Here is a 20,121-nt window from a genome sequence, read left to right as displayed (position 1 = left end):
CTTGTCCTGGATCAAGGTCGCGGTCGGCAGGCAATCGTGTAAGCGGTCCGACAGTCGGGCGGCCGCTTACACGGCGTTCCCGACCAGCGCGCCGATGCCGGCGGTGAGCGCCATGGCGAAGGCGCCCCAGAAGGTCACGCGCAACGTTGCGCGAAGGATGTTGGCGCCGCCCGCCTTGGCGCCGATGGCGCCCAGCAGGGCAAGGAAGAGCAGGGACGCAATCGACACCGCCAGGACCAGCATGGAGGCGGGCGACACCAGCACCATGAGCAGCGGCATTGCCGCGCCCACACTGAAGGTCGCCGCCGAGGTCAGCGCCGCCTGGATCGGCCGCGCCGTGGTCATTTCCGAAATGCCGAGTTCGTCATGGGCATGCGCGGCCAGCGCATCCTTGGCCATGAGCTGGTCGGCGACCTGGCGGGCCAGGTCCGTCTCCAGCCCACGCTTGACGTAGATTTGCGCCAACTCCTCGCGCTCGAATTCGGGCTGGGTCGCGAGTTCCTGGCGTTCGCGGGCGAGGTCGGCATTCTCGGTGTCCGACTGGGAGCTGACCGAGACATATTCGCCGGCCGCCATCGACATGGCGCCTGCCACCAGGCCGGCTATGCCGGCGACCAGAACCTGCGAAGCCGGCGCTGCGGCCGACGCCACGCCGACGATCAGGCTCGCGGTCGAGACGATGCCGTCATTGGCCCCCAGGACGGCGGCGCGCAGCCAGCCGATGCGCGACACCTGGTGGTTCTCGACATGCAGCCGGCTCATGCTTTTCTCCTGATCTTGCCTTCGAGTTTCGTGGCGGCGGCGACTGTATTGGAAATCGTGCCGTACTTGCGGACATTCTTGTGCAGCAACTCCAGCCGCTGGTCGGTTTCATCGGTGTCGACGACAAGCTCGTAGTCGATCGAGGCAATCCCCGGCGGGCTGTCGCGCCGAACGGCATGCAATGCGACCATGACGCCGCGCAGTTTGAAACCGAGCATCGGGGTGACTCGTTCGATGCCCTTGATCATGCAGCCGGCGATCGCCGCCAGAAGCAGTTCGGCTGGATTGAAGGCATCGGCCCGGCCCTCGAGACTGGTGTCGAGAACGAGTGCGGCGTCCTTGGTCGTGGCTGCGCTGCCTCGTGCATCGGTCCGTCTGGCTTCGACGCTGTATTCGAACATGGGGCCACCTGCTTCGCCGCCCGCGGCGGGCGCCATTCAGGCGTTTCTAGCCTCTTTTCAGGACTCCGGTTTTGATCCACGTCAGAATCCGGCCCTGCTGGCCCCGCTCACGTGCACGGCACCCCGCTGGTTGCGGGCGAAGCCGCCATTGTGAAGGCGATAGTGCCTCAACCGGCCTGTTGAGCCATGACGATGAAGTTGCCGCAGGTGTCGTCGAAGAAGGCGGCGCTGACCGGCCCCATGCGCCGGGGCGGCCCGAGAAATTTCACGCCGCGCCCGGCGAGGCGGTCGAAGTCGGCCTGGATGTCGCGGCTGGTGATCAGGGCCGGCGGGAATTGGGCATCATGGAGCGCTTGCTGCGCGGCACGCGCCGGCGCATCGCGATTTGGCTCGAGAACCAGTTCAGCGCCGTCGGCCTCGTCCGGAGACACCACCGTCAGCCAGCGGGCCTTGCCGCCGTCGTAATCATGCTTTTTCACGAAACCGAGGACCGACGTGTAGAAGGCCAGCGCCTTGTCCTGGTCATCGACCTTGATGAGGATATGACGAAGCCGCATGGTCAAATTTCCTTTTGTTCGCGTCGGGTCAGCGTCCGCGCTCAATCCCGCCCGTTGAAGAACGCCGTCAGCACCGGCGCATGCGCGGCGGGTTTCAGCATGTGGTTCTGGCCGGCCAGCGTCTGGTAGCGCGCATTGGGCAGGGCCTGTGCCAACGCCTTGTTGCCATGGCGCATCCACGACGGGCTTTTTCCGCCATCGGTCACCAATGTCGGCACGCCGAGCGTGGTCCAGCGTGCGGGATCCAGCGGCTTGCCGAGCTGGTCGCCGGCGACGATGGCGCCGTCATAAGGCAGCGTATGCGCCACTGCCTTGAGCTTGCGCCAGATCGGCGTCAGCTTCATGACGGCGATCAGCAGGCCGGGCATGCCGACCGATTTGAGGAAGGCGCTCACGGCGTCGCCGCGCCTGTCGTCCGCGATGGCTTGGCGGATCGTTGCCCAGTCGCCTTGCGTGGTCGTGCGGCTGTCGTCGACGATCAGCGGCGCTTCGTAGAGCGCAAGCCGCCTGATGCCGGGCAGGCGGGCTGCCGCCATCAGCGCCAGCATGGCGCCGGAAGACATGCCCCAGACATAGGCTTCGCCGCCGGCCGCCCGCAGCACGGCCTCGATGTCATCGATCTCGCGCTCGACCGTGTAAGGCGTGGTGTCGCCGCTGTCGCCACGGCCACGGCGGTCGTAGCGAAAGACGGTGAAACCGCCTTCCAGCGCCTTGGCCAGCGGGCCGCTTGGACCCATGGTGCGCGAGCAGAGCGCGCCGTCGACGAGGATGAGCGGATGGCCCTGGCCGCGCCGCTCGCAGGCGATCGGCGTTCCATCCCGCGACAGCACGGCTTGCGTGATCGGTTTGGCGTTCTCAGCCAGCATCGTCGGCTCCCTTGCCTATCAGCAGTTCCAGCCGGTCGAAGCTCTGCATCCAGCCGCCGCGCATGCCGAGCGCCAGCAGGCGTTCGCGGTCGGCGGCAGTCGCCAGCGTCACCTCGAAATGGACATGGGTGCGCACGCCGTCGGGCGTGAAGCTCACCGTGTGGTGGCTCCGGCCCGGCGGCTTGCCGGCCCATTCGCGGATTTCAGGATCCGGTTCGTCGTGGTAGCTCAGCCTGGCGTTCTCGACGACTTCGAGATAGCTGCCCTGGTTGCGGTAGAGCGCGCCACTGGCGGTCAGCATGTCGATGCGCCAGCGGCCGCCGACGCGCACGTCGAGCACGCAAAGGGGAATGGTGCAGTCCCTGATGCCCCACCATTGCGCCACCAGGAGCGGATCGGTCCACAGCCGGAAGACGCGTTCGACCGGCGCGTTGAAAATGCGCTCGATGGCAAAGCTGCGGTCGGCGGTTGCGGGCGCGGTCATTCCGGCCTGTCCGCGCCGCGCCGCAGCAGGTCTTCCATGCGGTCGAAGCGGCCTTCCCACAGCTTGCGGTAGTCGTCGAGCCAGCGGTCGATGTCGCGCAGCGGCTTGAGCTCGATGCGGCTGAGATGTTTTTGCGCCGCCCGGCTGCGGGTGACGAGGCCGGCCTGCTCCAGCACGCCGACATGTTTGGAGACCGCGCGCACGGTGAGCGCGAAGGGCTGCGCCAGTTCGGCAACCGACGCTTCGCCGTCGAGCAGCCGGGCCAGTATCGCCCGGCGCGTGGGATCGGCGAGGGCGGCGAATGTGTCGTCGAGGGAGGTTTGATAAGCCATTGCGGAACCAATCAGTTCTGGAACTAATTGGTTCTATAAATGGTTTTACCTGAGCCGTCAACGCGCTTTACGGGACTGGGAGAGCTCGGGGAAATACGGCGTGAAGCCCCAGGCTCCTGTCTTTTTGTCCGCGATGCCGTTCAGCACTTCGAGCGCGTCGGCCGGCAACTCCAGTTCGGCCGCCGCCAGATTTTCCCTGAGGCGGCCCTTTTACGTGCGCAGCACCCGGTAGATCGCGGGGATGCCAGCACCGTCAGCGGCGTCGAGGAGAGGCCAGGCCGAACAGCAGCGAGATCGCCAGCTCCTGGAAGATCGGATCGGTCAGGATCACCGCCGCGCCGATCATGGCGGCAAGCGCGGTCAGCAGGATCGGCTTGAACCTGATCGCGCCGGCTTCGATCAGCGGCGCGCTGGTAGCATGGGGTGCCTCGTTTCGTCTCCGATGGCCAAGCGCTGTCTGGACCTCATGTTGCCACAATCGGGAAATGCGATGGAACAGGCATCAGCAATGGGTCCAACACGTTGAAGAGCACTGTATTTCGTACCCTCGTGGCGCTCCTCGGTACGGCGTTGCCGGCGCGGGCAGATGAGGCATGCATGGCCAATATGGGACGGTTTGAGCTCGGGCAATATGCCTGCCTGAGGGTCGGCGAGACGAGCCACCTGGCTCGCTGCGAGGTCAACCTCGATATCTTGTCCTGGAACGAGGTGCTTGACCATTGCCCAGGCGGCACCGCGCCGAAACCCGTGGCGGCTACGTCTGTTTGCCGGGCCAACGGCAAGTTCATCCCGGGCGGCGGGTTTGCTTGTCTCGTCGTGGCCGGCAGTACGCACCTGGCGCGCTGCGACACCGTGCTCAATGCTCCGTCTTGGACCAAGGTGCAGGAGGGATGCCCCGGCGCACCGCTGCCGGAAGCCACTCCGGATGCCCAGGTGCATCCTGGGCTCAAAAATCTGTTGTCAGGTCCTCGCCGCCTGTTTGAACGGCTGCGAGACGCACTCTGAAGTCAGTGACGATTGGCGGTGGCGCTGTGCTGATCCTGGTTTGGCTGGACCGCCTGTTTGGCGTGCAGAGATTTCGCGTGATCCATGTGATAATCCGGCCCCCCGTCACCTTCACGTGCGCAGCACCCGGTAGATCGCGGGGATGACCAGCACCGTCAGCAGCGTCGAGGAGGCCAGGCCGAACAGCAGCGAGATCGCCAGCCCCTGGAAGATGGGATCGGTCAGGATCACCGCCGCGCCGATCATGGCGGCAAGCGCGGTGAGCAGGATCGGCTTGAACCTGATCGCGCCGGCCTCGATCAGCACCTCGCTCAACGGCCTGTCGGGCGACGCCGCATGGCGGATGAAGTCGACCAGCAGGATCGAATTGCGCACGATGATGCCGGCCAGCGCGATGAAGCCGATCATCGATGTGGCCGTGAACGGCGCCCCGAACAGCCAGTGCCCGCCGAGGATGCCGATGAAGGTCAGCGGGATCGGCGTCAGGATCACCAGGGGAACCTTGAACGAGCCGAACTGGGCGACGACGAGGATGTAGATGCCGAGCAGCGCGACGCCGAAGGCCGCCCCCATGTCGCGGAAGGTCACCCAGGTGACTTCCCATTCGCCGTCCCACAAAAGCGTCGGCCGGCTTTCATCCTCCGGCTGGCCGTGCAGCGAGATCGCGGGCTTCGGCAGTCCGGTCCAGTCCTGCACGTCGATGGCCTTGCTGACGGCGAGCATGCCGTAAAGCGGCGCCTCGAAGCTGCCGGCAAGCTCGGCCGTCACCATTTCGGCGGCGCGGCCATTGTGCCTGAACACCGGGAACGAAGCGCGCTCCGGCGTCACCCGCACGACATCGCCGAGTTCGACGACGCCGCGGTCGCCAGGCAGGACATTGGCCGGAATGGGGGTGGTCAGGAAGCGCTCGTCGAGCGTCCTTTCGCCCTTCGGCCGCTCGATGCGGATCGGGATCGGCTGGCGGCCACCGCCGCGATGCGAATAGCCGACGGTCTTGCCCCCATTGAGGATGGCAAGCGTGTCGAAGACGTCGCTTTCCTCGACATGGAAGAACTCCGCGTCGTCGGTGGAAATCGTGGCGCGCAGCCGGCGTGCCGGCTGTCCCCAGGAATTGTCGACGTCGACGATGAAGGGCACGGAGCGGAACGCCGTTTCGATCCTGGCGGCGACCTTGCGGCGGGTCTCGCCGTCCGGTCCGTAGATCTCGGCCAGCAGCGTCGCCATCACCGGCGGACCGGGCGGCGGCTCGACCACCTTCAGGCTGGTGCCTTGCGGTACGGGGATCGTGGCGATGCGCTGGCGAACGTCGAGCGCGATCTCATGGCTGGAGCGGGCACGGTTCGCCTTCGGCAACAGGTTGAGCGCCACGTCGCCTTGCTGCGGCTCGGTGCGCAGGACGGCATGGCGGACGAGGCCGTTGAAGTTGAAAGGTGCCGCCGTCGCGGCATGTGTCTGGACCGATCGGACCTCCTTCAATTCGAGAACCCTGGCGGCGACGGCCTGCGCCACCGCATCGGTGGCTTCGACGGAAGACCCTTCCGGCAGGTCGATGGTCACCGACAGTTCGGACTTGTTGTCGAAGGGCAGGAGCTTGACCGTGACATGCTCGGTGTAGAACAGCGCGAGCGAGCCCAGGGTCAGCACGCCGACGACGAGCAGGAAGGCCCAACTCGCCTTCTTCGAGGCCAGGATCGGCCGCGCGACGGCGGTGTAGGCGCGGCCGAGCGGGCCGCCATTGCCATGATCCTGATGGGCATGCACCGGCGCCCGCCCGGCAAGTTTAAGCATCAGCCACGGCGTCACCATCACCGCAACGAAGAAGGAGAAGATCATCGCCGCCGAGGCATTGGCCGGAATCGGGCTCATATAGGGGCCCATCATTCCCGAGACGAACAGCATCGGCAGCAGTGCGGCGACCACGGTCAAGGTGGCGACGATGGTCGGGTTGCCGACCTCCGCCACCGCCTCGATTGCCGCCTGCCGGCGATCGCGGCCGCCGCCCATGGCCCAGTGGCGCGAGATGTTCTCGATCACCACGATGGCATCGTCGACGAGAATGCCTATCGAAAAGATCAGCGCGAACAGCGAGACGCGGTTCAGCGTGTAGCCCATGACGCGCGAGGCAAACAGCGTGAGCAGGATGGTCACCGGAATGACGACGGCCACGACCATCGCTTCGCGGCGGCCGATGGCGACCCAGACCAGTACGATGATCGAGATCGTCGCCAGGCCGAGATGGTAGAGGAGCTCATTGGCCTTGTCGTTGGCGGTCTCGCCGTAATTGCGCGTCACGTCGATCGAGATATCGCCTGATATCAGCCCGCCCTGGAGCAATGCGACCCGGTGCAGAATGGCGTCGGCGACGGCGACCGCGTTCGATCCCGCGCGCTTGGCGATGGCGAGCGTGACCGACGGCACGCGCTCGACACCAACGCCGGCCCTGGTGACCGTCGACACCAGCGTATCGCCGGCGTCGGTGGCGAAGGCGACGTCGGCCACGTCGCGGACATAGACGGGGCGGTTGTCACGCGAGGTCAGCAGCAGGTTGCCGATCTGGTCTGGCGAGGCCAATGTCTCGCCGGCGACGATGTCGATCTGCTCGCCCTTGTCGCGAACACGTCCGGCGGGAAAGGCCTTGTTGGCGCCCGACACCTTGGCGGCGAGCTGCTGCAGGGTGACGCCGTAAAGGGCGAGCTTTTCGGGGTTCGGATTGACGCGGATGATCTCACCGGTGTCGCCGACCAGGTAGGTCAGGCCGACATTGTCGATCTTGGCGATCTCGGTGCGGAGTTCGCGCGCGACGCGGGTGAGGTCGTTGGCCGTCATGCGCGCGGCTGCCTGCGGCTTCGGCGACAGCGTCAGCGTGACGATGGCGACGTCGTCGATGCCGCGGCCGACGATCAGCGGCTCGGGCACGCCGACGGGAATGCGGTCCATGTTGGCGCGCACCTTGTCGTGGACGCGCAGCACGGCAGCGTCCGACGAGGTGCCGACGATGAAGCGGGCGGTGACCATCACCTGGTCGTCCCGCGTCTGCGAATAGACGTGCTCGACGCCGTCGATGCCCTTGACGATCGTCTCCAGTGGCTCGGTGATCAGCTTGACGGCGTCGTCGGCCTTCAGCCCGTCGGCGCGCACGAAGATGTCGACCATCGGCACCGAGATCTGCGGTTCCTCCTCGCGCGGCAGCGTGAGCAGCGCCACCAGCCCGAAGGCGAAGGCGGCGACCAGGAACAGCGGCGTCAGGGGCGACGCGATGAAGGCCCGCGTCAGCGCGCCGGCAATGCCGAACGAGGCGGGACCTTTCATGGCGTGACCACGACGTCGCCAGCCGCAAGACCGGTCAGGATCTCGACATAGTCGCCGTCGGCGCGCTTGGTCCGCTCGCCCGCGACCACCGCGCGCTCGACACTGCCGCCGCCTGCGGCGACGCGCACGAAGTCGATCCCCGAACGGGTCTGGATTGCCGAAGCCGGCACCAGCAGCGCGGAGCGCTCGGCGACCGGCAGCTCGACCAGGACACGGGCATCGATGAAATTGGTATCGAGATCATCGACCTCGACGTCGGCGATGACGCGGCCATTGTCGATCTGCGGATAGATCTTTGCGAGGCGGCCGGGGGCCTCCTTGCCGCCGGCATTGATGCGGATGGCCGCGCCCTCTCTCAGCGACCCCGCGTAACGCTCCGGAACGGCAAGCCGCAGGAACACCCCGCCGCCGCCAATGGTGGCCACAACCTCACCGGCCATGATGACCGCGCCACGCGTCACCGGCACGGTCAGCACGCGGCCGTCGCCAGGCGCAAAGACATCGCCCTCGGCGCCCTGCTGCACGATCACCGAACGCTGCGCCTCGGTCGCGGCAAGCTGGTTGCGCGCGACGTCGACTTCGGTGCGCAGCTGATCGAGACGCTGCGCGGTCATCACGCCCTTGTCGACCAGCGTCTGGCCACGGGTAAGTTCGGACTGCGCCGTCTCAAGCTGCGCCTGCAAGGCACGAAGCTGGGCGTCCAGAGCGGCGACCTGAAACGCGATCTTGTCGTCCTGGACGGTCGCGATCTTCTGCCCCGCCTTGACCAGTTCGCCCTCCGTGACGGCCAGATCGACGACAAGGCCGCCGATACGGGCGCGCGCAGGAACGGTGTCGCGTGCCTCGACACGGCCATAGACCGCCTTCCATTCGGTCACCGTCGTCGGCGCCAGTGTCAGCGTGCCGGCAAACGCCGGAGAGGCCGCCAGCAACGCGGCGAACAAAAGAGGCATGCGCATGCGGATCTTCCTCAGAACGCGCATCCCGGCTTGATGCCGAGCTTGCGGAAGACCATCGCCGCGGGGCAGAAGCCGGTGAACGCCGACTGCAGCATGTTCAAGCCGACGAAGACCGTCAGCCATACGAACAGCGGCGAGACAAAGGCGGTGAGCACGACGGACAGCAGCACCATGACGCCGGCGAAGGCGAGAACGGAACGGTCGAGGGACATTGTCATCTCCATTTGTATATGATGATATCTAAATATATGAATATTACCACTGACCGCAAGAGGCGATGCCAGATTTGTCGCTGACGGTGCACCGCGCCCGCCAACCACCGTCCGCAAAGGCTAGCGCGGGTCAGGCTCCCGGGACGTCGGTCGATGCCTCGACCTTGATCTGCTTGAGCTTATCGATCCCAAGCGCCTGCAGTGCGAGGCGCTCATAGAAGGGTTCGGACTTGCCGGCCCTTATCTTGTGCAGGAAATACTTCTCGAAACCGACCTTGGCGGTGTGCACCCATTTGCCGGAGGACGACCAGTTGACATTGCGCGGCGGGATCTGCGGCTGCGCCACGAAGGCGACGCCGGAATCGCCGAAATCGGCGAGGCAGACCGCATTCCATGTGCCCTGGGCGTCAGGCTGCTTGCCCTCCACCAGCCGGCCGATGTTTCGCGCCGTCGCCGTGACCATGGATTCGATCATGAAGCCGGTCTTGGGCACGCCAACGGGGACCGGCGTCTTGCCGATCGGCGGGATGGCGACGCAGACGCCGACCGCGAATATTTCGGGGAACGCCGGGTTGCGCTGGTGCTTGTCGACAAGGACGAAGCCGCGCGGATTGGTCAGGCCCTCGATGCCGCGCACCGCCGCCACGCCGCGAAAAGCCGGCAGCATCATGGCATAGGCGTGCGGCAATTCATGCGCCTGCCTGACCGACCCGTCGTCGGCGAGTTCCTGGACGAACATATTGCCGGGCTCGACCTTGTCGACCTTGGCGTTGCAGATCCACTTGATGTGATGCTGGCGCATCTCGCTCTCGAGCAGGCCCTTGGTGTCGCCGACGCCGTCGAGGCCGAGATGGCCGATATAGGGTTCGGAGGTGACGAAGGTCATGGGCACGCGGTCGCGCACCCTGGCGTCGCGCAAGGCCTTGTCGAGGATGAAGGTGAATTCGTAAGCCGGCCCGAAGCAGGACGCGCCCTGGACAGCGCCGATGACGACCGGGCCCGGCTTGGCGACGAGCGCGTCGAAGGCCGTCCTGGCCTTGAGCGCGTGATCGATGTGGCAAACGGACTGGGTGTTGTGCTCCGGCCCGAGACCCTCGATCTCGTCGAAAGCGAGTTCGGGGCCGGTGGCGATGACCAGATAGTCGTAGGAGACGGATGAGCCGTCGTTGAGTTCCACCGTGCGCTCGACGGGATGGACGCGCCTAGCTCCCTGCGGATGAAAACCGATCTTGCGCCGTGCCAGCACCGGAGCAAGGTCTATTTCGACCGCTTGCCTGTCGCGCCAGCCGACGGCGACCCAGGGGTTGGACGGCACGAATGAATAGTGGCTGCCATTGTTGACGACGGAGACCTGGTGTTCCCCGGCCAGTCCGTCGCGAAGCTCGTAGGCCATGATGGTGCCTCCCAGCCCGGCACCCAGGACGACAATATGCGCCATGTTCTTCCTCCGTTGCGGCGTCGCTTTGGCGCAACGCCGACACTGCCGATCCCTTGCGGGATTGGTTGATCTTGCGCCATTGTGGCGGGCTGCGATTTGACGCTGATCAAGCGACGTTGACGGAGCGAAGCATCGGCATCGATCCATCGACTTGACAGGCAGCCGTGCCAGGCTAATATTATTTGTAAATCTTAATATGATAATGTGTTCATATGCGCAACATAAAAATAGCCGAACTGGACAAGCGGGCGCGCGAAGCGTCCGAACTGCTCGCCGCGATGGCAAATGAAAAACGGCTGATGATCCTGTGCCATCTGCTGGACGGCGAAACGAGCGTGAACGAACTGGCCGAACTGGTTGGGATGAACCAGTCGGCGCTGTCGCAGCAGCTTTCAAAGTTGCGCGCGCTCAAGCTCGTGGACACGAGGCGCGACGCCCAGCAGGTCTACTATCGGTTGGCTTCGGTGGAGGTCGAGCGAATCCTGCAGACGCTCTACGGCATCTATTGCGATCCGCAGACACGGATCGCCAGGGTCGGCAGCCGGTAGCTGCCGACCGACGGCAGCAATGCCTTATGCCGCTTGCTCGGCTTCACTGCCGATGCCGTTCAGCACTTTGAGCGCATCGGCCGGCAGGTCGAGCTCGGCCGCCGCCAGGTTCTCGCGGAGATGACTGAGCGAGGAGGTGCCGGGGATGAGCAGGATGTTGGGCGCGCGGCGCAGCAGCCAGGCGAGCGCCACCTGCATCGGCGTCGCGCCGAGTTTCCGGGCGACATTGGCCAGCGTGTCCGACTGCAGCGGCGTGAAGCCGCCAAGCGGGAAGAACGGCACATAGGCGATGCCGTCGGCGGCAAGCGCGTCGATCAGCGCATCGTCGTCGCGCTGCGCGATATTGTACTGGTTCTGCACGCAGACGATCTCGGTGATGCTGCGTCCCTGGGCGATCTGGGTCGATGTGACGTTGCTCATGCCGATATGGCGGATGAGGCCCTGGCGCTGCAATTCGGCGAGCGTGTTCAACTGCGGCTCGAGGGATCCTTCGGCGGGGCCGTGGATGCCATGCATAGAGCGCAGGTTGACGACCTCGATCACATCAAGCCCGAGATTGCGCAGATTATCGTGCACGGCCTCGGTCAGTTCCTTGGGCGACATTGCTGGAAGCCAGGATGCATCGGCGCCGCGCCGGGCGCTGACCTTGGTGACGATGGTGAGGTTGGCGGGGTAGGGGTGCAGCGCCTCGCGGATGATCTGGTTGGTGACGTGCGGGCCATAGAAATCCGATGTGTCGATGTGGTCGACGCCGCTGGCGATCGCCTCGCGCAGCACGGCGAGGGCTGCGTCACGATCCTTCGGCGGGCCGAAGACGCCCGGTCCCGCCAGTTGCATGGCGCCGTAGCCGAGGCGCTTCACGGTGCGGTCGCCGAGTTTGTAGGTTCCGGCCTTGCTGATGTCGGTCATGGTCTCATCTCCTTTGGATCGGCCCAATGTAGACAAAGCGCGCCTGCGCGATAATATGGCGCAATCGGCACAGCCTGTGCGGAAAGGCGAACAATGGCAGCGGATCTTGGCGACCTACAGGCGTTCATCGCGGTGGCGCGCGCCGGCGGCTTTCGCGAAGCGGCCCGGGTGGGCAATGTCAGCGCCTCCAGCCTCTCGGAGACGGTGCGGCGGCTGGAGACCGGGCTTGGCGTACGGCTGCTCAACCGCACGACGCGCAGCGTCGCCCCAACCGAGGCCGGCGCGCGCCTGCTCGAGCGGCTCGGCCCGGCGCTCGGCGAAGTCGAGGCGGCGCTAGACGTGGTCAACGGCTTTCGCGGGCGCCCGGCCGGCACGCTGCGGCTCAACGTTCCGGTCGTCGCGGCGAAACTGGTGCTGCCGCGCCTGTTGCCGCCTTTCCTCGCCGCCTATCCCGACATTCGCGTCGAAGTGACCGCCGAGGACAGTTTCGTCGACATATTGGCGAGCGGCTGCGACGCCGGCATCCGCTATGAAGAGCGGCTGGAGCAGGACATGATCGCCGTGCCGATCGGCCCGCGCCGGCAGCACTACGCCACCGCCGCCGCACCTTCCTATCTCGACCGGCACGGCCGCCCCGAGCACCCGCGCGACCTGTTGCATCACGCCTGCCTGCGCGGCCGCTTCGCCAGCGGCCTGACGCCGCCCTGGGAATTCGAACGCGACGGCGAGGTGGTGAGCGTCGAACCGACCGGCCCGCTTCTGGTCAGCACCGGCACGGCGATGGCGCTTGCGCTCGAAGTGGCGGTCGCCGGCGGCGGCATCGTCTCGCTGTTCGAGGACTGGCTGCGCCCCTATTTCGACGATGGCCGGCTGGAGCCGGTGCTGGAACCCTGGTGGCAGGAATTCTCAGGCCCGTTCCTCTACTATCCCGGCCGCCGCCTCACACCGGCGCCGCTCAGGGCGTTCATCGATTTCGTCGGCACGATGCGCTGGGGCTGATTTCGAGCCGATATCGCGCCGCCGGATGGCCATGCCCGTTGGCCCTGCTTGTCTGGTTCCTTCGACAAAGAGTCAAAAGCCTGACGTAACACTTTGTTGTCATTGAGGGACTATCGAGAGGGCGATACGGCGAAAGCCCGGTGACAGGAAAGGCGCGCAATGGGTTCGCCCTGGTCCGAATTGCTGGCCAATCTCGCGGTCGTCGCGATGTTCGTTTCGGTCTGGATCCACACGCATGTGTGGCTGGATCGCAGGCCGGCCCCGGTAAAAGCCGCGGCCTTCGGCTTGCTTATGGGCGCCGGCGCCATCGTCCTGATGCTGACTCCCATGCAGTTGCAGCCGGGCGTGCTGGTCGATCTCAGGGCGACGATGATCGCCATTGCCGGCTTCTTCGGCGGTCCCGTCGCCGGCATTGTCGCCGGGGTCATGGCCGGTGCTTTCCGGACTTTCGAGGGTGGCATCGGCGCCTTCGCTGGAGCGGTCGGGATCGCGGCCACCATGCTGGTGGGTGTTGCCGGCAATCTTGCACTCAGGGGCCGCCGGCCCAGCATGGCCGACATCATGATCCTGGGTGCCGCAGCCGCGTGTGGCTCGCTGCTTGGCCTCAGCGTCCTGCCGCGCTCGGTCGTACAGACGGTTCTGCCGCAGGTGGTGTTTCCCTCCAGCCTGCTCATCTTTGTCTCCGTGGCAATGTCGGGGCTGGCGCTCTACCAGGAGCGGCGTCGCCTGGAGGCGCTGCAATCGAGGCGCATCTTCAAGGCGGTGGTCGAGACATTGCCCGACTGCCTAAACGTCAAGGATCTCGACGGACGCTTCATCGCCGCCAATCCGGCGACCGCCGAGTTGATGCACGCAGCCAACGCGAAGGCGCTGATCGGCAAGACGGATTTCGATTTTTACCCCAGCGAAACGGCGCGGGCATTCCGCGAGGACGAACTCGCCGTCCTGGCATCCGGCACCGCCTCCACCATCGAGCAGCATCTTCACCACGAGGACGGCACCGATGGCTGGCTGGCGACGCTGAAGGCGCCGTTTCGCGACAGGACCGGGGCCGTCATCGGCCTGATCACGCACAATCGCGACATCACCGAGCGCAAGCGGCTGGAGACCGAGCTGGCGGAAAGCCAGGCAAGGCTGGGAGACGCGCTCACGCACATGGCCGACGGGCTGGTGATGTTCGATCCCGCCGGAAAGCTCATTCTGTGCAACGCCCAGTATCGGGCCCTGTTTCCGAAGACGGCCGACATCAGGGTGCCCGGCACCGACTATCGCGACATATTGCGTGCCTCGGTCGCACGCGGCGAAAGCATCACGCCGCCCGACGCCGTCGAGGGCTGGATTGCCGAGATCATGGTCACGCAAACGCATGCCAGCCACCGCCAGATCCGGCTCGCCGACGGGCGCTGGCTCGACGTGCGGACCCGGCCGACCGGCAATGGCGGCAGCCTGAGCGTGTTTTCCGACATCACCGAGGCCAAGCAGGTCGAGGCGGAATTGCTGGCCGCCAACGAGAAGCTGAACCTCCTGGCGCATCGCGACGGGCTGACCGAACTGTTGACCCGGCGAGCCTTCGACGAGGCGCTGGCGCGCGAATTCGCCCGCGGCCGGCGCAACGCCACACCGCTCAGCCTGCTCATCATAGACGTCGATTGGTTCAAGCGGTTCAACGACCATTATGGCCACCCGGCGGGCGACGAATGCCTGCGCGCCGTCAGCGGCTGCATCGAGGCAACGGCGCGGCGGCCGGCCGACGCGGCGGCCCGCTATGGCGGCGAGGAGTTCGCGATCGTCCTGCCCGAGACCGATGCCAGAGGCGCCTTCGTCATCGCCGAGACCCTTAGAGGCAAGGTGCGCGACCTCCGGCTTGCGCATGCCGGCAGCGAAAAGGGCATCGTCACCGTCAGCATCGGGGTAGGCACTTTCGACGGGAGTGCCGACATCGAGATTGCCGATCTGCTGCGGCGCGCCGACGAGGCCCTCTATGGCGCCAAGGCCGCCGGGCGTGACCGCGTGCATGGCTGGCGCCCGCATCTGAGCGAACCACGCACGACGGGTTCCCGGCACAAGGCGTGAGCCCTGGTCGTCACACCACTGTCATGGTCCGCTGCCACTAATCCATACATCTGGATAGATGGATTGATGGACAAGACAACAGCATTGCTGGCGCTCGCAGCACTCGGCCAGGAAACCAGGCTGGAGGTGTTCCGGCTGCTGGTGCGGGCCGGGGACGAGGGCGTGCCGGCAGGCAAGATCGCGACGCGGCTCGGCACGGTGCAGAACACCATGTCGGCGCATCTGAAGATCCTCGGCCAGGCCGGGCTGGTCCATGCCGAGCGCGAAGGCCGCAGCATCCGCTATACGGCCGACATGACCGGGTTTCGCGATCTGCTGGCCTATCTGATGGAGGATTGCTGCAATGGCGCGCCGGAGCTTTGCCAGCCGATCCTCCAGGCGGTGACCTGCAAATGTTGAGCTTGACATGACCGATCTTCGTCGCCGCCTCGCAGCCGAAGCCTTGGGCACCGCCATGCTCGTCGCCACGGTGGTCGGTTCGGGGATCATGGCCAGACGGCTGACCGGCGATGTCGCACTTTCGCTGCTCGGCAACACCCTTCCCACCGGCGCCATTCTGGTGGTGCTGATCACCACGCTGGGGCCAATCTCCGGCGCGCATTTCAACCCGGCTGTTACCCTGGTTTTCGGCCTGCGGCGCGACATTGGCTGGCTGGCCGCGCTGGGCTATATCACTGTCCAGATTCTCGGCGGCCTCGCCGGCACGCTGGTCGCGCATGCCATGTTCGAGCTGCCGCTGCTGCAGGTGTCGGCGACGGTGCGCAGCGGGCAGGGGCAGTGGCTGGCCGAACTGGTCGCGACTTTCGGCCTGGTCTTCACCATCCTTGCCGGCTTGCGCTTCCGCAGCGACGCCATCCCCTGGCTGGTCGGGCTCTACATCACCGCAGCCTATTGGTTCACGGCCTCGACCTCTTTCGCCAATCCGGCGGTGGCCATTTCGCGCGCCTTCTCCAACACGTTTGCCGGCATCCGGCCCTCCGATGTGCCGGCCTTCATAGCGGCGGAACTGGTGGGCGCGCTGCTGGCGCTGGCCGTGGCCGGATGGCTGCTGGCTGAACCCAAGACCCTCACTCAGATGAAAGCCGCGCAATGACCATCACCATCTATCACAACCCCGATTGCGGCACCTCGCGCAACACGCTGGCGATCATCCGCCAATCCGGCGAAGAGCCGCAGGTGATCGAGTATCTGAAGACGCCGCCGTCGCGCGAAAGGCTCGTCGAACTGATCGAGGCGATGGCGATGACGCCGCGTGCGCTGCTGCGCGAGAAGGGCACGCCCTATGCGGAACTCGGCCTAGGCGACCCCAAATGGAGCGACGACGAGATCCTCGATTTCATGCTGGCGCATCCGATCCTGATCAACCGGCCGATCGTGGTGAGCCCGCTGGGCGTCGTGCTGGCCCGGCCGTCCGAAGCGGTGCTCGATATCCTGCCCAATCCGGATATCGGCCCGTTCATCAAGGAGGACGGCGAGGTCGTCATCGATGCCGACAGCAAGCGGGTCGTCTGAAGTCTATTTCGATATTCTTCGAAATAGGACTTGACGGTCTCCGTCGCCGGCCGCATGCTATTTCCATGAAACTCGAACAAGCAGCGAAGCAGCTGGAAGCGCTCGGCAATCCGACGCGGCTGAACCTCTATCGTATCCTGGTGCGGGCCGGCGAAGCGGGCCGGCCGGTCGGTTATTTGCAGGAGAGCCTCGGCATCGCCGCCTCGACGCTGTCGCACCATCTGCACCGGCTGATCCTGACCGGGCTGGTCAGCCAGGAGCGGCAGGCGACGACGCTGATCTGCCGCGCCAACTATCCCGTGATGAACGATCTCATCGGTTTCCTGGCCGACGAATGCTGCGCCGATGCCGCCTGCAGCCCGGCAGCGGGGGACGCGGCCGCCTGATTTTTTTGCCTGTTATTTCGATAGTACCGGAAGGATAGAAGCTGATGCAAAACGATCTGCCCATCGCCGTCATCGGCGCCGGTCCGGTTGGTCTCGCCGCCGCTGTTCATCTCATGGCCCGGGGCCTGCCGGTGAAGCTCTATGAGGCCGGCAGCGGTGTCGCGGCCAATCTGCGGGATTGGGGCCATGTGCGGGTGTTCACGCCCTGGCGCTATTGCGTCGACGAGGCGGCCAGGAAGCTGCTCGAAGCCCATGGCTGGCGGATGCCGGACGCGGAAGCCTTTCCCACCGCCGATGAACTCGTCGCGCACTATCTCGAGCCGCTCGCCAACCTGCCGGAACTGGCGCCAGCGATCGAAACCAAGGCGCGTGTCGTCGCCATATCGCGCTGGGGCGCCGACAAGGTGCGCGGCAGCGAGCGCGGGACGCGGCCCTTCATGCTCGTGGTCGAAACCGCCAATGGCACCAGGCGCGACAGCGCCCGCGCGGTCATCGATGCCTCGGGGACATGGCGCACGCCCAATCCGCTCGGCGCCGGCGGCATCGCGGCCGAAGGCGAGGCGGAGCTTGCCGGCCGCATCGCCTACGGCATCCCCGATGTCCTTGGGCGCGACCGCGCGCTCTATGCCGGCCGCACGACGCTGGTCGCCGGTTCCGGCCATTCGGCGGCCAACGCCTTGCTCGACCTTGCCAGGCTGGCGGATGTCGCGCCCGGCACGGCCTTCATCTGGGCGGTGCGCGGAACCGACCTCGTGCGCATCTATGGCGGCGGCGACGCCGACCAATTGCCGGCGCGCGGCGAACTCGGCGCCGATATCCGCGACCTCGCCGAAAGCGGCCGCGTCCAGCTGGTGACGGGCTTTGCGACGCTTGCGATCCGCGAGCGTGACGGAAGGCTGATCGTCGAGGGGCAAAGCGAGGAGGGATTGCTGCAACTCGGCCCCGTCGACCGCATCATCGCCGCGACCGGGCAGCGTCCGGACCTGTCGCTGACCCGGGAGCTCAGGCTCGATCTCGATCCGTGGCTGGAAGGCGTCAAGGCGCTGGGTCCGCTCATCGATCCCAACGAGCATTCCTGCGGCGACGTGCCGCCGCATGGCCACCGCGAACTCAGCCATCCGGAGCCAGGCTTCTACACGGTCGGCATCAAGAGCTATGGCCGCGCGCCGACCTTCCTGCTGCTCACCGGCTACGAGCAGGTGCGCTCGGTCGCGGCGGCGCTCGCCGGCGACATGGCGGCGGCCGACGCGGTGCAATTGGTGCTGCCCGAAACCGGCGTCTGCACGGTGCCGGCTGGCCGTGCGTCGCAGGGCTGCTGCGGCGGGCCGGCGCCGGCGGCGATCGATGCGTGCTGCGTGGCGGATGCCGACGCCAAGGCCGCCGGCAAAAGCGGTTGCGGTTGCGCGGGCAAGATGGAAGCCGCCGAGTGAGCGACGCCAAGATCCCCGCTTGCGCCATCTGGGCGCTGGGCACCACGCAGATCGTCGGCTACGGCACGCTCTACTACAGCTACAGCATCCTGGCGCCGGCGGTGGCGGCGGAACTCGCCTGGTCGCAGCAATGGGTGTTCGCCGTGCTGTCGGTGTCGCTGCTGGCAAGCGCCATACTGGCGCCGTTCGCGGGCAGCCTGGCGGACCGGGTCGGGGCAGGGTGCCTGATGGTGCCGGGGTCGCTGGCGGCGGCAGGCGCGTTGCTGTTGTGCGCGCTGGCGCCGGGGCGCGCCGGCTTTGCGCTTGGCGTGCTGGCCATGGAACTCGCCTCCTGCTTCGTGCTCTACAGCACGGCCTTCGTCGCCATCGTGCAGCTCGGCGGTGCGCGGCGCGGCATCACCCATCTCACCTTGATCGCCGGCTTCGCCTCGACCCTGTTCTGGCCACTGACGACGCTCCTGCACCAGCATCTCGGCTGGCGCGAGGTTCTCGCTCTCTTTGCCGCGCTCAACGCCTTTGTCTGCCTGCCGATCCATTGGTGGCTGGCCCGGCTTTCCACCCGCATCGGCAAGGCGAGGGAGCGGGTCGTCCCGGTCACGGCGGGCCTATCAGGGCCAGCGCCCGACCGGCGATGGTCGCTCCTGTTCGTCCTGGTGCTGGCCGGCTTTGCCATAGAAGGTTTCATGCTTTCGGCAATCCTCGTGCAGATGGTGCCCTTGCTCACTCTGGTCGGTCTCGGCGGGGCCTCGGTGCTGGTCGCCAGCCTGTTTGGCCCGTCGCAAGTGGCGAGCCGGCTGGTGAACATGCTGTTCGGCCGCGGCCTGTCGCAGACATCGCTGGCGCTCGGTGCGACCGCCGGACTGGCCGGCGGCCTTGCGGTGCTGCTGATGGTGGCGCCCTCCGTTCCCGGCGCCATGCTGTTTGCCGTGCTTTTCGGCTTCGGCTCGGGCCTGATGAGCATTGTCGGCGGCACGCTGCCGCTCGAATTGTTCGGCCAGGAGCGCTACGGCTCCTATGTCGGCTGGATCACGGCGGCCCGCCAGTTCAGCTCCGCCTTCGCTCCGTTCGGCCTGACCCTGATGATATCGGGCCTCGGCGTCTTCCCGGCCTTGTGGCTCAACGTCGTGGTCGGCCTGTTCGGCATCGCCGCCTTCGCCGCCGTCGCACTGATCAGCCGGCAATCGCGTAGGGGTGAAAAGGGCGGCACGGCCGATGCGACGGCGCCGGGCGCGGACAGTTTTGCAGCAGCGCCAGGTTACGTGTCAGGTGCTCGCCTGAAAACGCTGAACTGAAAGGACTGAGAGGAGCCCCATGGCGTCAGATGCAGATGGTCGAGTGTGCGAACCAGTGCAAAGCCGGATCCAAGGACTTGGGCGAGCTTGCTTGCATCGTATCGTTGAACGGGCAGGCCGCTGCATTTCTCCGGCCCGTCGAGCGCGAAAGTCGCGATCATCGCGTAGCCATTCGGTGCGAGTGCCCGTCCGAGTGTTGAGAGGTAAGCGTCACGATCCGCTTCTTCGACCATGAAATGGAAGGCAGCCCTGTCATGCCAGACATCGTAAAGTCGCCTCGGCGACCAGGTGCGAATGTCAGCCACGATCCAATCGATTTGGCCGCCTGTCCCAGCCAGTCGACCGCGAGCCGCCGCGATCGCCGCCGCAGACAGATCCAGGACAGTGACGTCCTCAAAGTGTTGTTCCTGAAGATTATCCACCAATCGAGAGGCGCCGCCCCCTACGTCAATGATGGCAGAGCTGCGATCGGCAATCTCTTTTATCAACGAAAGAGAGGGCTCGGGATTATCTTGGAACCAACTGACGCCGTCCTCGCGTTTCGATTCATATGTTGCGTTCCAGTGCAACTGCGATGCCTCTTTCTCCATCGGGCCGGGCCTCACTTTTGGTGACACCGTCCAGCATATCAGTCGCGGTCGCCGGCC

Annotated in this window: 22 protein-coding genes and 1 pseudogene; 10 read left to right on the top strand and 13 right to left on the bottom strand. The window is 66.0% G+C overall.

The features are described from left to right. Positions 1 to 66: 66 nt before the first annotated feature. The 7 genes and pseudogenes from D3242_RS30260 to D3242_RS33735 form a co-directional block, all read right to left on the bottom strand. Positions 67 to 762, bottom strand: a complete 696-nt coding sequence (locus D3242_RS30260) for a VIT1/CCC1 transporter family protein (protein WP_019859607.1) — start codon at positions 760 to 762, stop codon at positions 67 to 69. After that, positions 759 to 1,163, bottom strand: a complete 405-nt coding sequence (locus tag D3242_RS30255; RefSeq protein ID WP_019859606.1) for an OsmC family protein — start codon at positions 1,161 to 1,163, stop codon at positions 759 to 761. Before D3242_RS30255 ends, D3242_RS30260 begins: the two co-directional genes overlap by 4 nt. Positions 1,164 to 1,330: 167 nt before the next feature. Beyond that, positions 1,331 to 1,720, bottom strand: a complete 390-nt coding sequence (locus D3242_RS30250) for a VOC family protein (RefSeq protein ID WP_064985877.1) — start codon at positions 1,718 to 1,720, stop codon at positions 1,331 to 1,333. Positions 1,721 to 1,761: 41 nt separating this feature from the next. Next, a complete protein-coding gene (locus D3242_RS30245) occupies positions 1,762 to 2,586 on the bottom strand; it encodes an alpha/beta fold hydrolase (RefSeq protein WP_019859604.1) in 825 nt (274 codons plus the stop codon). After that, complete coding sequence (locus D3242_RS30240; RefSeq protein ID WP_064985874.1) at positions 2,576 to 3,070, bottom strand: SRPBCC family protein; 495 nt, start codon at positions 3,068 to 3,070, stop codon at positions 2,576 to 2,578. The genes D3242_RS30245 and D3242_RS30240 overlap by 11 nt, the downstream gene beginning before the upstream one ends. After that, positions 3,067 to 3,402 carry an ArsR/SmtB family transcription factor gene (locus tag D3242_RS30235; RefSeq protein WP_064985872.1) on the bottom strand — a complete coding sequence of 112 codons (336 nt, stop codon included), beginning with the start codon at positions 3,400 to 3,402 and terminating at the stop codon, positions 3,067 to 3,069. Before D3242_RS30235 ends, D3242_RS30240 begins: the two co-directional genes overlap by 4 nt. A 210-nt stretch (positions 3,403 to 3,612) precedes the next feature. Continuing rightward, positions 3,613 to 3,805: pseudogene (locus D3242_RS33735) on the bottom strand (hypothetical protein); the annotation flags it as partial. A 194-nt stretch (positions 3,806 to 3,999) separates the two neighbouring features. Here D3242_RS33735 and D3242_RS30230 point away from each other — a divergent pair. Further along, positions 4,000 to 4,407: a hypothetical protein gene (locus D3242_RS30230; RefSeq protein WP_223217900.1), complete on the top strand. Its 408-nt coding sequence runs from the start codon at positions 4,000 to 4,002 to the stop codon at positions 4,405 to 4,407. Between the two features lie 111 nt (positions 4,408 to 4,518). On the opposite strand, the gene D3242_RS30225 is transcribed toward D3242_RS30230, so the two are convergent. From D3242_RS30225 to D3242_RS30210, 4 genes are all read right to left on the bottom strand, one after another. Beyond that, entirely contained in the window at positions 4,519 to 7,716 is a 3,198-nt protein-coding gene (locus tag D3242_RS30225; RefSeq protein ID WP_064985868.1) for an efflux RND transporter permease subunit, read from the bottom strand. Next, positions 7,713 to 8,675, bottom strand: coding sequence for an efflux RND transporter periplasmic adaptor subunit (locus D3242_RS30220; RefSeq protein ID WP_064986100.1), 963 nt, complete (start codon positions 8,673 to 8,675; stop codon positions 7,713 to 7,715). The genes D3242_RS30225 and D3242_RS30220 overlap by 4 nt, the downstream gene beginning before the upstream one ends. A gap of 11 nt (positions 8,676 to 8,686) precedes the next feature. After that, the gene (locus tag D3242_RS30215) at positions 8,687 to 8,887 is read right to left on the bottom strand and encodes a YgaP family membrane protein (RefSeq protein WP_027047108.1); all 201 of its coding nucleotides are present in this window, start codon (positions 8,885 to 8,887) and stop codon (positions 8,687 to 8,689) included. A 130-nt stretch (positions 8,888 to 9,017) separates the two neighbouring features. After that, positions 9,018 to 10,325 (bottom strand): NAD(P)/FAD-dependent oxidoreductase, encoded by a 1,308-nt coding sequence (locus tag D3242_RS30210; RefSeq protein ID WP_064985866.1) that lies wholly within the window; start codon positions 10,323 to 10,325, stop codon positions 9,018 to 9,020. A 212-nt stretch (positions 10,326 to 10,537) separates the two neighbouring features. On the opposite strand from D3242_RS30210, the gene D3242_RS30205 reads away from it, so the two are divergent. Continuing rightward, a complete protein-coding gene (locus D3242_RS30205) occupies positions 10,538 to 10,873 on the top strand; it encodes an ArsR/SmtB family transcription factor (protein ID WP_038648344.1) in 336 nt (111 codons plus the stop codon). A gap of 24 nt (positions 10,874 to 10,897) precedes the next feature. On the opposite strand, the gene D3242_RS30200 is transcribed toward D3242_RS30205, so the two are convergent. Next, a complete protein-coding gene (locus D3242_RS30200) occupies positions 10,898 to 11,782 on the bottom strand; it encodes an aldo/keto reductase family oxidoreductase (RefSeq protein WP_064985865.1) in 885 nt (294 codons plus the stop codon). Between the two features lie 93 nt (positions 11,783 to 11,875). Here D3242_RS30200 and D3242_RS30195 point away from each other — a divergent pair, with 93 nt between their 5' ends. The 8 genes from D3242_RS30195 to arsK all read left to right on the top strand — a co-directional run bounded on the left by D3242_RS30195 (position 11,876) and on the right by arsK (position 19,474). After that, positions 11,876 to 12,781, top strand: coding sequence for a LysR family transcriptional regulator (locus D3242_RS30195; protein WP_019859592.1), 906 nt, complete (start codon positions 11,876 to 11,878; stop codon positions 12,779 to 12,781). A gap of 159 nt (positions 12,782 to 12,940) precedes the next feature. Then, positions 12,941 to 14,854: a diguanylate cyclase gene (locus tag D3242_RS30190; RefSeq protein WP_064985862.1), complete on the top strand. Its 1,914-nt coding sequence runs from the start codon at positions 12,941 to 12,943 to the stop codon at positions 14,852 to 14,854. Positions 14,855 to 14,920: 66 nt separating this feature from the next. Beyond that, entirely contained in the window at positions 14,921 to 15,253 is a 333-nt protein-coding gene (locus D3242_RS30185; protein WP_064985860.1) for an ArsR/SmtB family transcription factor, read from the top strand. A 7-nt stretch (positions 15,254 to 15,260) separates the two neighbouring features. Continuing rightward, on the top strand, positions 15,261 to 15,947 hold the full coding sequence (locus D3242_RS30180) for an aquaporin (RefSeq protein ID WP_038648338.1): 687 nt from the start codon (positions 15,261 to 15,263) through the stop codon (positions 15,945 to 15,947). Next, entirely contained in the window at positions 15,944 to 16,366 is a 423-nt protein-coding gene (gene arsC, locus D3242_RS30175; protein ID WP_064985858.1) for an arsenate reductase (glutaredoxin), read from the top strand. The genes D3242_RS30180 and arsC overlap by 4 nt, the downstream gene beginning before the upstream one ends. Before the next feature lie 65 nt (positions 16,367 to 16,431). After that, a complete protein-coding gene (locus D3242_RS30170; RefSeq protein WP_064985856.1) occupies positions 16,432 to 16,752 on the top strand; it encodes an ArsR/SmtB family transcription factor in 321 nt (106 codons plus the stop codon). 44 nt (positions 16,753 to 16,796) lie between these two features. Continuing rightward, a complete protein-coding gene (locus D3242_RS30165) occupies positions 16,797 to 18,182 on the top strand; it encodes an NAD(P)-binding protein (protein ID WP_064985853.1) in 1,386 nt (461 codons plus the stop codon). Next, entirely contained in the window at positions 18,179 to 19,474 is a 1,296-nt protein-coding gene (gene arsK / locus D3242_RS30160) for an arsenite efflux MFS transporter ArsK (RefSeq protein WP_064985851.1), read from the top strand. Before D3242_RS30165 ends, arsK begins: the two co-directional genes overlap by 4 nt. Here arsK and D3242_RS30155 read toward each other — a convergent pair. Then, positions 19,438 to 20,064 (bottom strand): class I SAM-dependent methyltransferase, encoded by a 627-nt coding sequence (locus D3242_RS30155; protein ID WP_064985849.1) that lies wholly within the window; start codon positions 20,062 to 20,064, stop codon positions 19,438 to 19,440. The two genes, arsK and D3242_RS30155, sit on opposite strands and share 37 nt — an antisense overlap. Positions 20,065 to 20,121 lie beyond the last annotated feature (57 nt).

Origin of the sequence: Mesorhizobium jarvisii, assembly GCF_003601985.1 — a bacterium.
Lineage (GTDB): Bacteria > Pseudomonadota > Alphaproteobacteria > Rhizobiales > Rhizobiaceae > Mesorhizobium > Mesorhizobium jarvisii.
This window is presented reverse-complemented; position numbering and strand designations above follow the sequence as displayed.

Coding starts and splice junctions, on each gene's coding strand:
- D3242_RS30260 (WP_019859607.1), bottom strand. CDS start 762: ATGAGCCGGCTGCATGTCGAGAACCACCAGGTGTCGCGCATCGGCTGG.
- D3242_RS30255 (WP_019859606.1), bottom strand. CDS start 1,163: ATGTTCGAATACAGCGTCGAAGCCAGACGGACCGATGCACGAGGCAGC.
- D3242_RS30250 (WP_064985877.1), bottom strand. CDS start 1,720: ATGCGGCTTCGTCATATCCTCATCAAGGTCGATGACCAGGACAAGGCG.
- D3242_RS30245 (WP_019859604.1), bottom strand. CDS start 2,586: ATGCTGGCTGAGAACGCCAAACCGATCACGCAAGCCGTGCTGTCGCGG.
- D3242_RS30240 (WP_064985874.1), bottom strand. CDS start 3,070: ATGACCGCGCCCGCAACCGCCGACCGCAGCTTTGCCATCGAGCGCATT.
- D3242_RS30235 (WP_064985872.1), bottom strand. CDS start 3,402: ATGGCTTATCAAACCTCCCTCGACGACACATTCGCCGCCCTCGCCGAT.
- D3242_RS30230 (WP_223217900.1), top strand. CDS start 4,000: ATGGCCAATATGGGACGGTTTGAGCTCGGGCAATATGCCTGCCTGAGG.
- D3242_RS30225 (WP_064985868.1), bottom strand. CDS start 7,716: ATGAAAGGTCCCGCCTCGTTCGGCATTGCCGGCGCGCTGACGCGGGCC.
- D3242_RS30220 (WP_064986100.1), bottom strand. CDS start 8,675: ATGCGCATGCCTCTTTTGTTCGCCGCGTTGCTGGCGGCCTCTCCGGCG.
- D3242_RS30215 (WP_027047108.1), bottom strand. CDS start 8,887: ATGTCCCTCGACCGTTCCGTTCTCGCCTTCGCCGGCGTCATGGTGCTG.
- D3242_RS30210 (WP_064985866.1), bottom strand. CDS start 10,325: ATGGCGCATATTGTCGTCCTGGGTGCCGGGCTGGGAGGCACCATCATG.
- D3242_RS30205 (WP_038648344.1), top strand. CDS start 10,538: ATGCGCAACATAAAAATAGCCGAACTGGACAAGCGGGCGCGCGAAGCG.
- D3242_RS30200 (WP_064985865.1), bottom strand. CDS start 11,782: ATGACCGACATCAGCAAGGCCGGAACCTACAAACTCGGCGACCGCACC.
- D3242_RS30195 (WP_019859592.1), top strand. CDS start 11,876: ATGGCAGCGGATCTTGGCGACCTACAGGCGTTCATCGCGGTGGCGCGC.
- D3242_RS30190 (WP_064985862.1), top strand. CDS start 12,941: ATGGGTTCGCCCTGGTCCGAATTGCTGGCCAATCTCGCGGTCGTCGCG.
- D3242_RS30185 (WP_064985860.1), top strand. CDS start 14,921: ATGGACAAGACAACAGCATTGCTGGCGCTCGCAGCACTCGGCCAGGAA.
- D3242_RS30180 (WP_038648338.1), top strand. CDS start 15,261: ATGACCGATCTTCGTCGCCGCCTCGCAGCCGAAGCCTTGGGCACCGCC.
- arsC (WP_064985858.1), top strand. CDS start 15,944: ATGACCATCACCATCTATCACAACCCCGATTGCGGCACCTCGCGCAAC.
- D3242_RS30170 (WP_064985856.1), top strand. CDS start 16,432: ATGAAACTCGAACAAGCAGCGAAGCAGCTGGAAGCGCTCGGCAATCCG.
- D3242_RS30165 (WP_064985853.1), top strand. CDS start 16,797: ATGCAAAACGATCTGCCCATCGCCGTCATCGGCGCCGGTCCGGTTGGT.
- D3242_RS30155 (WP_064985849.1), bottom strand. CDS start 20,064: ATGGAGAAAGAGGCATCGCAGTTGCACTGGAACGCAACATATGAATCG.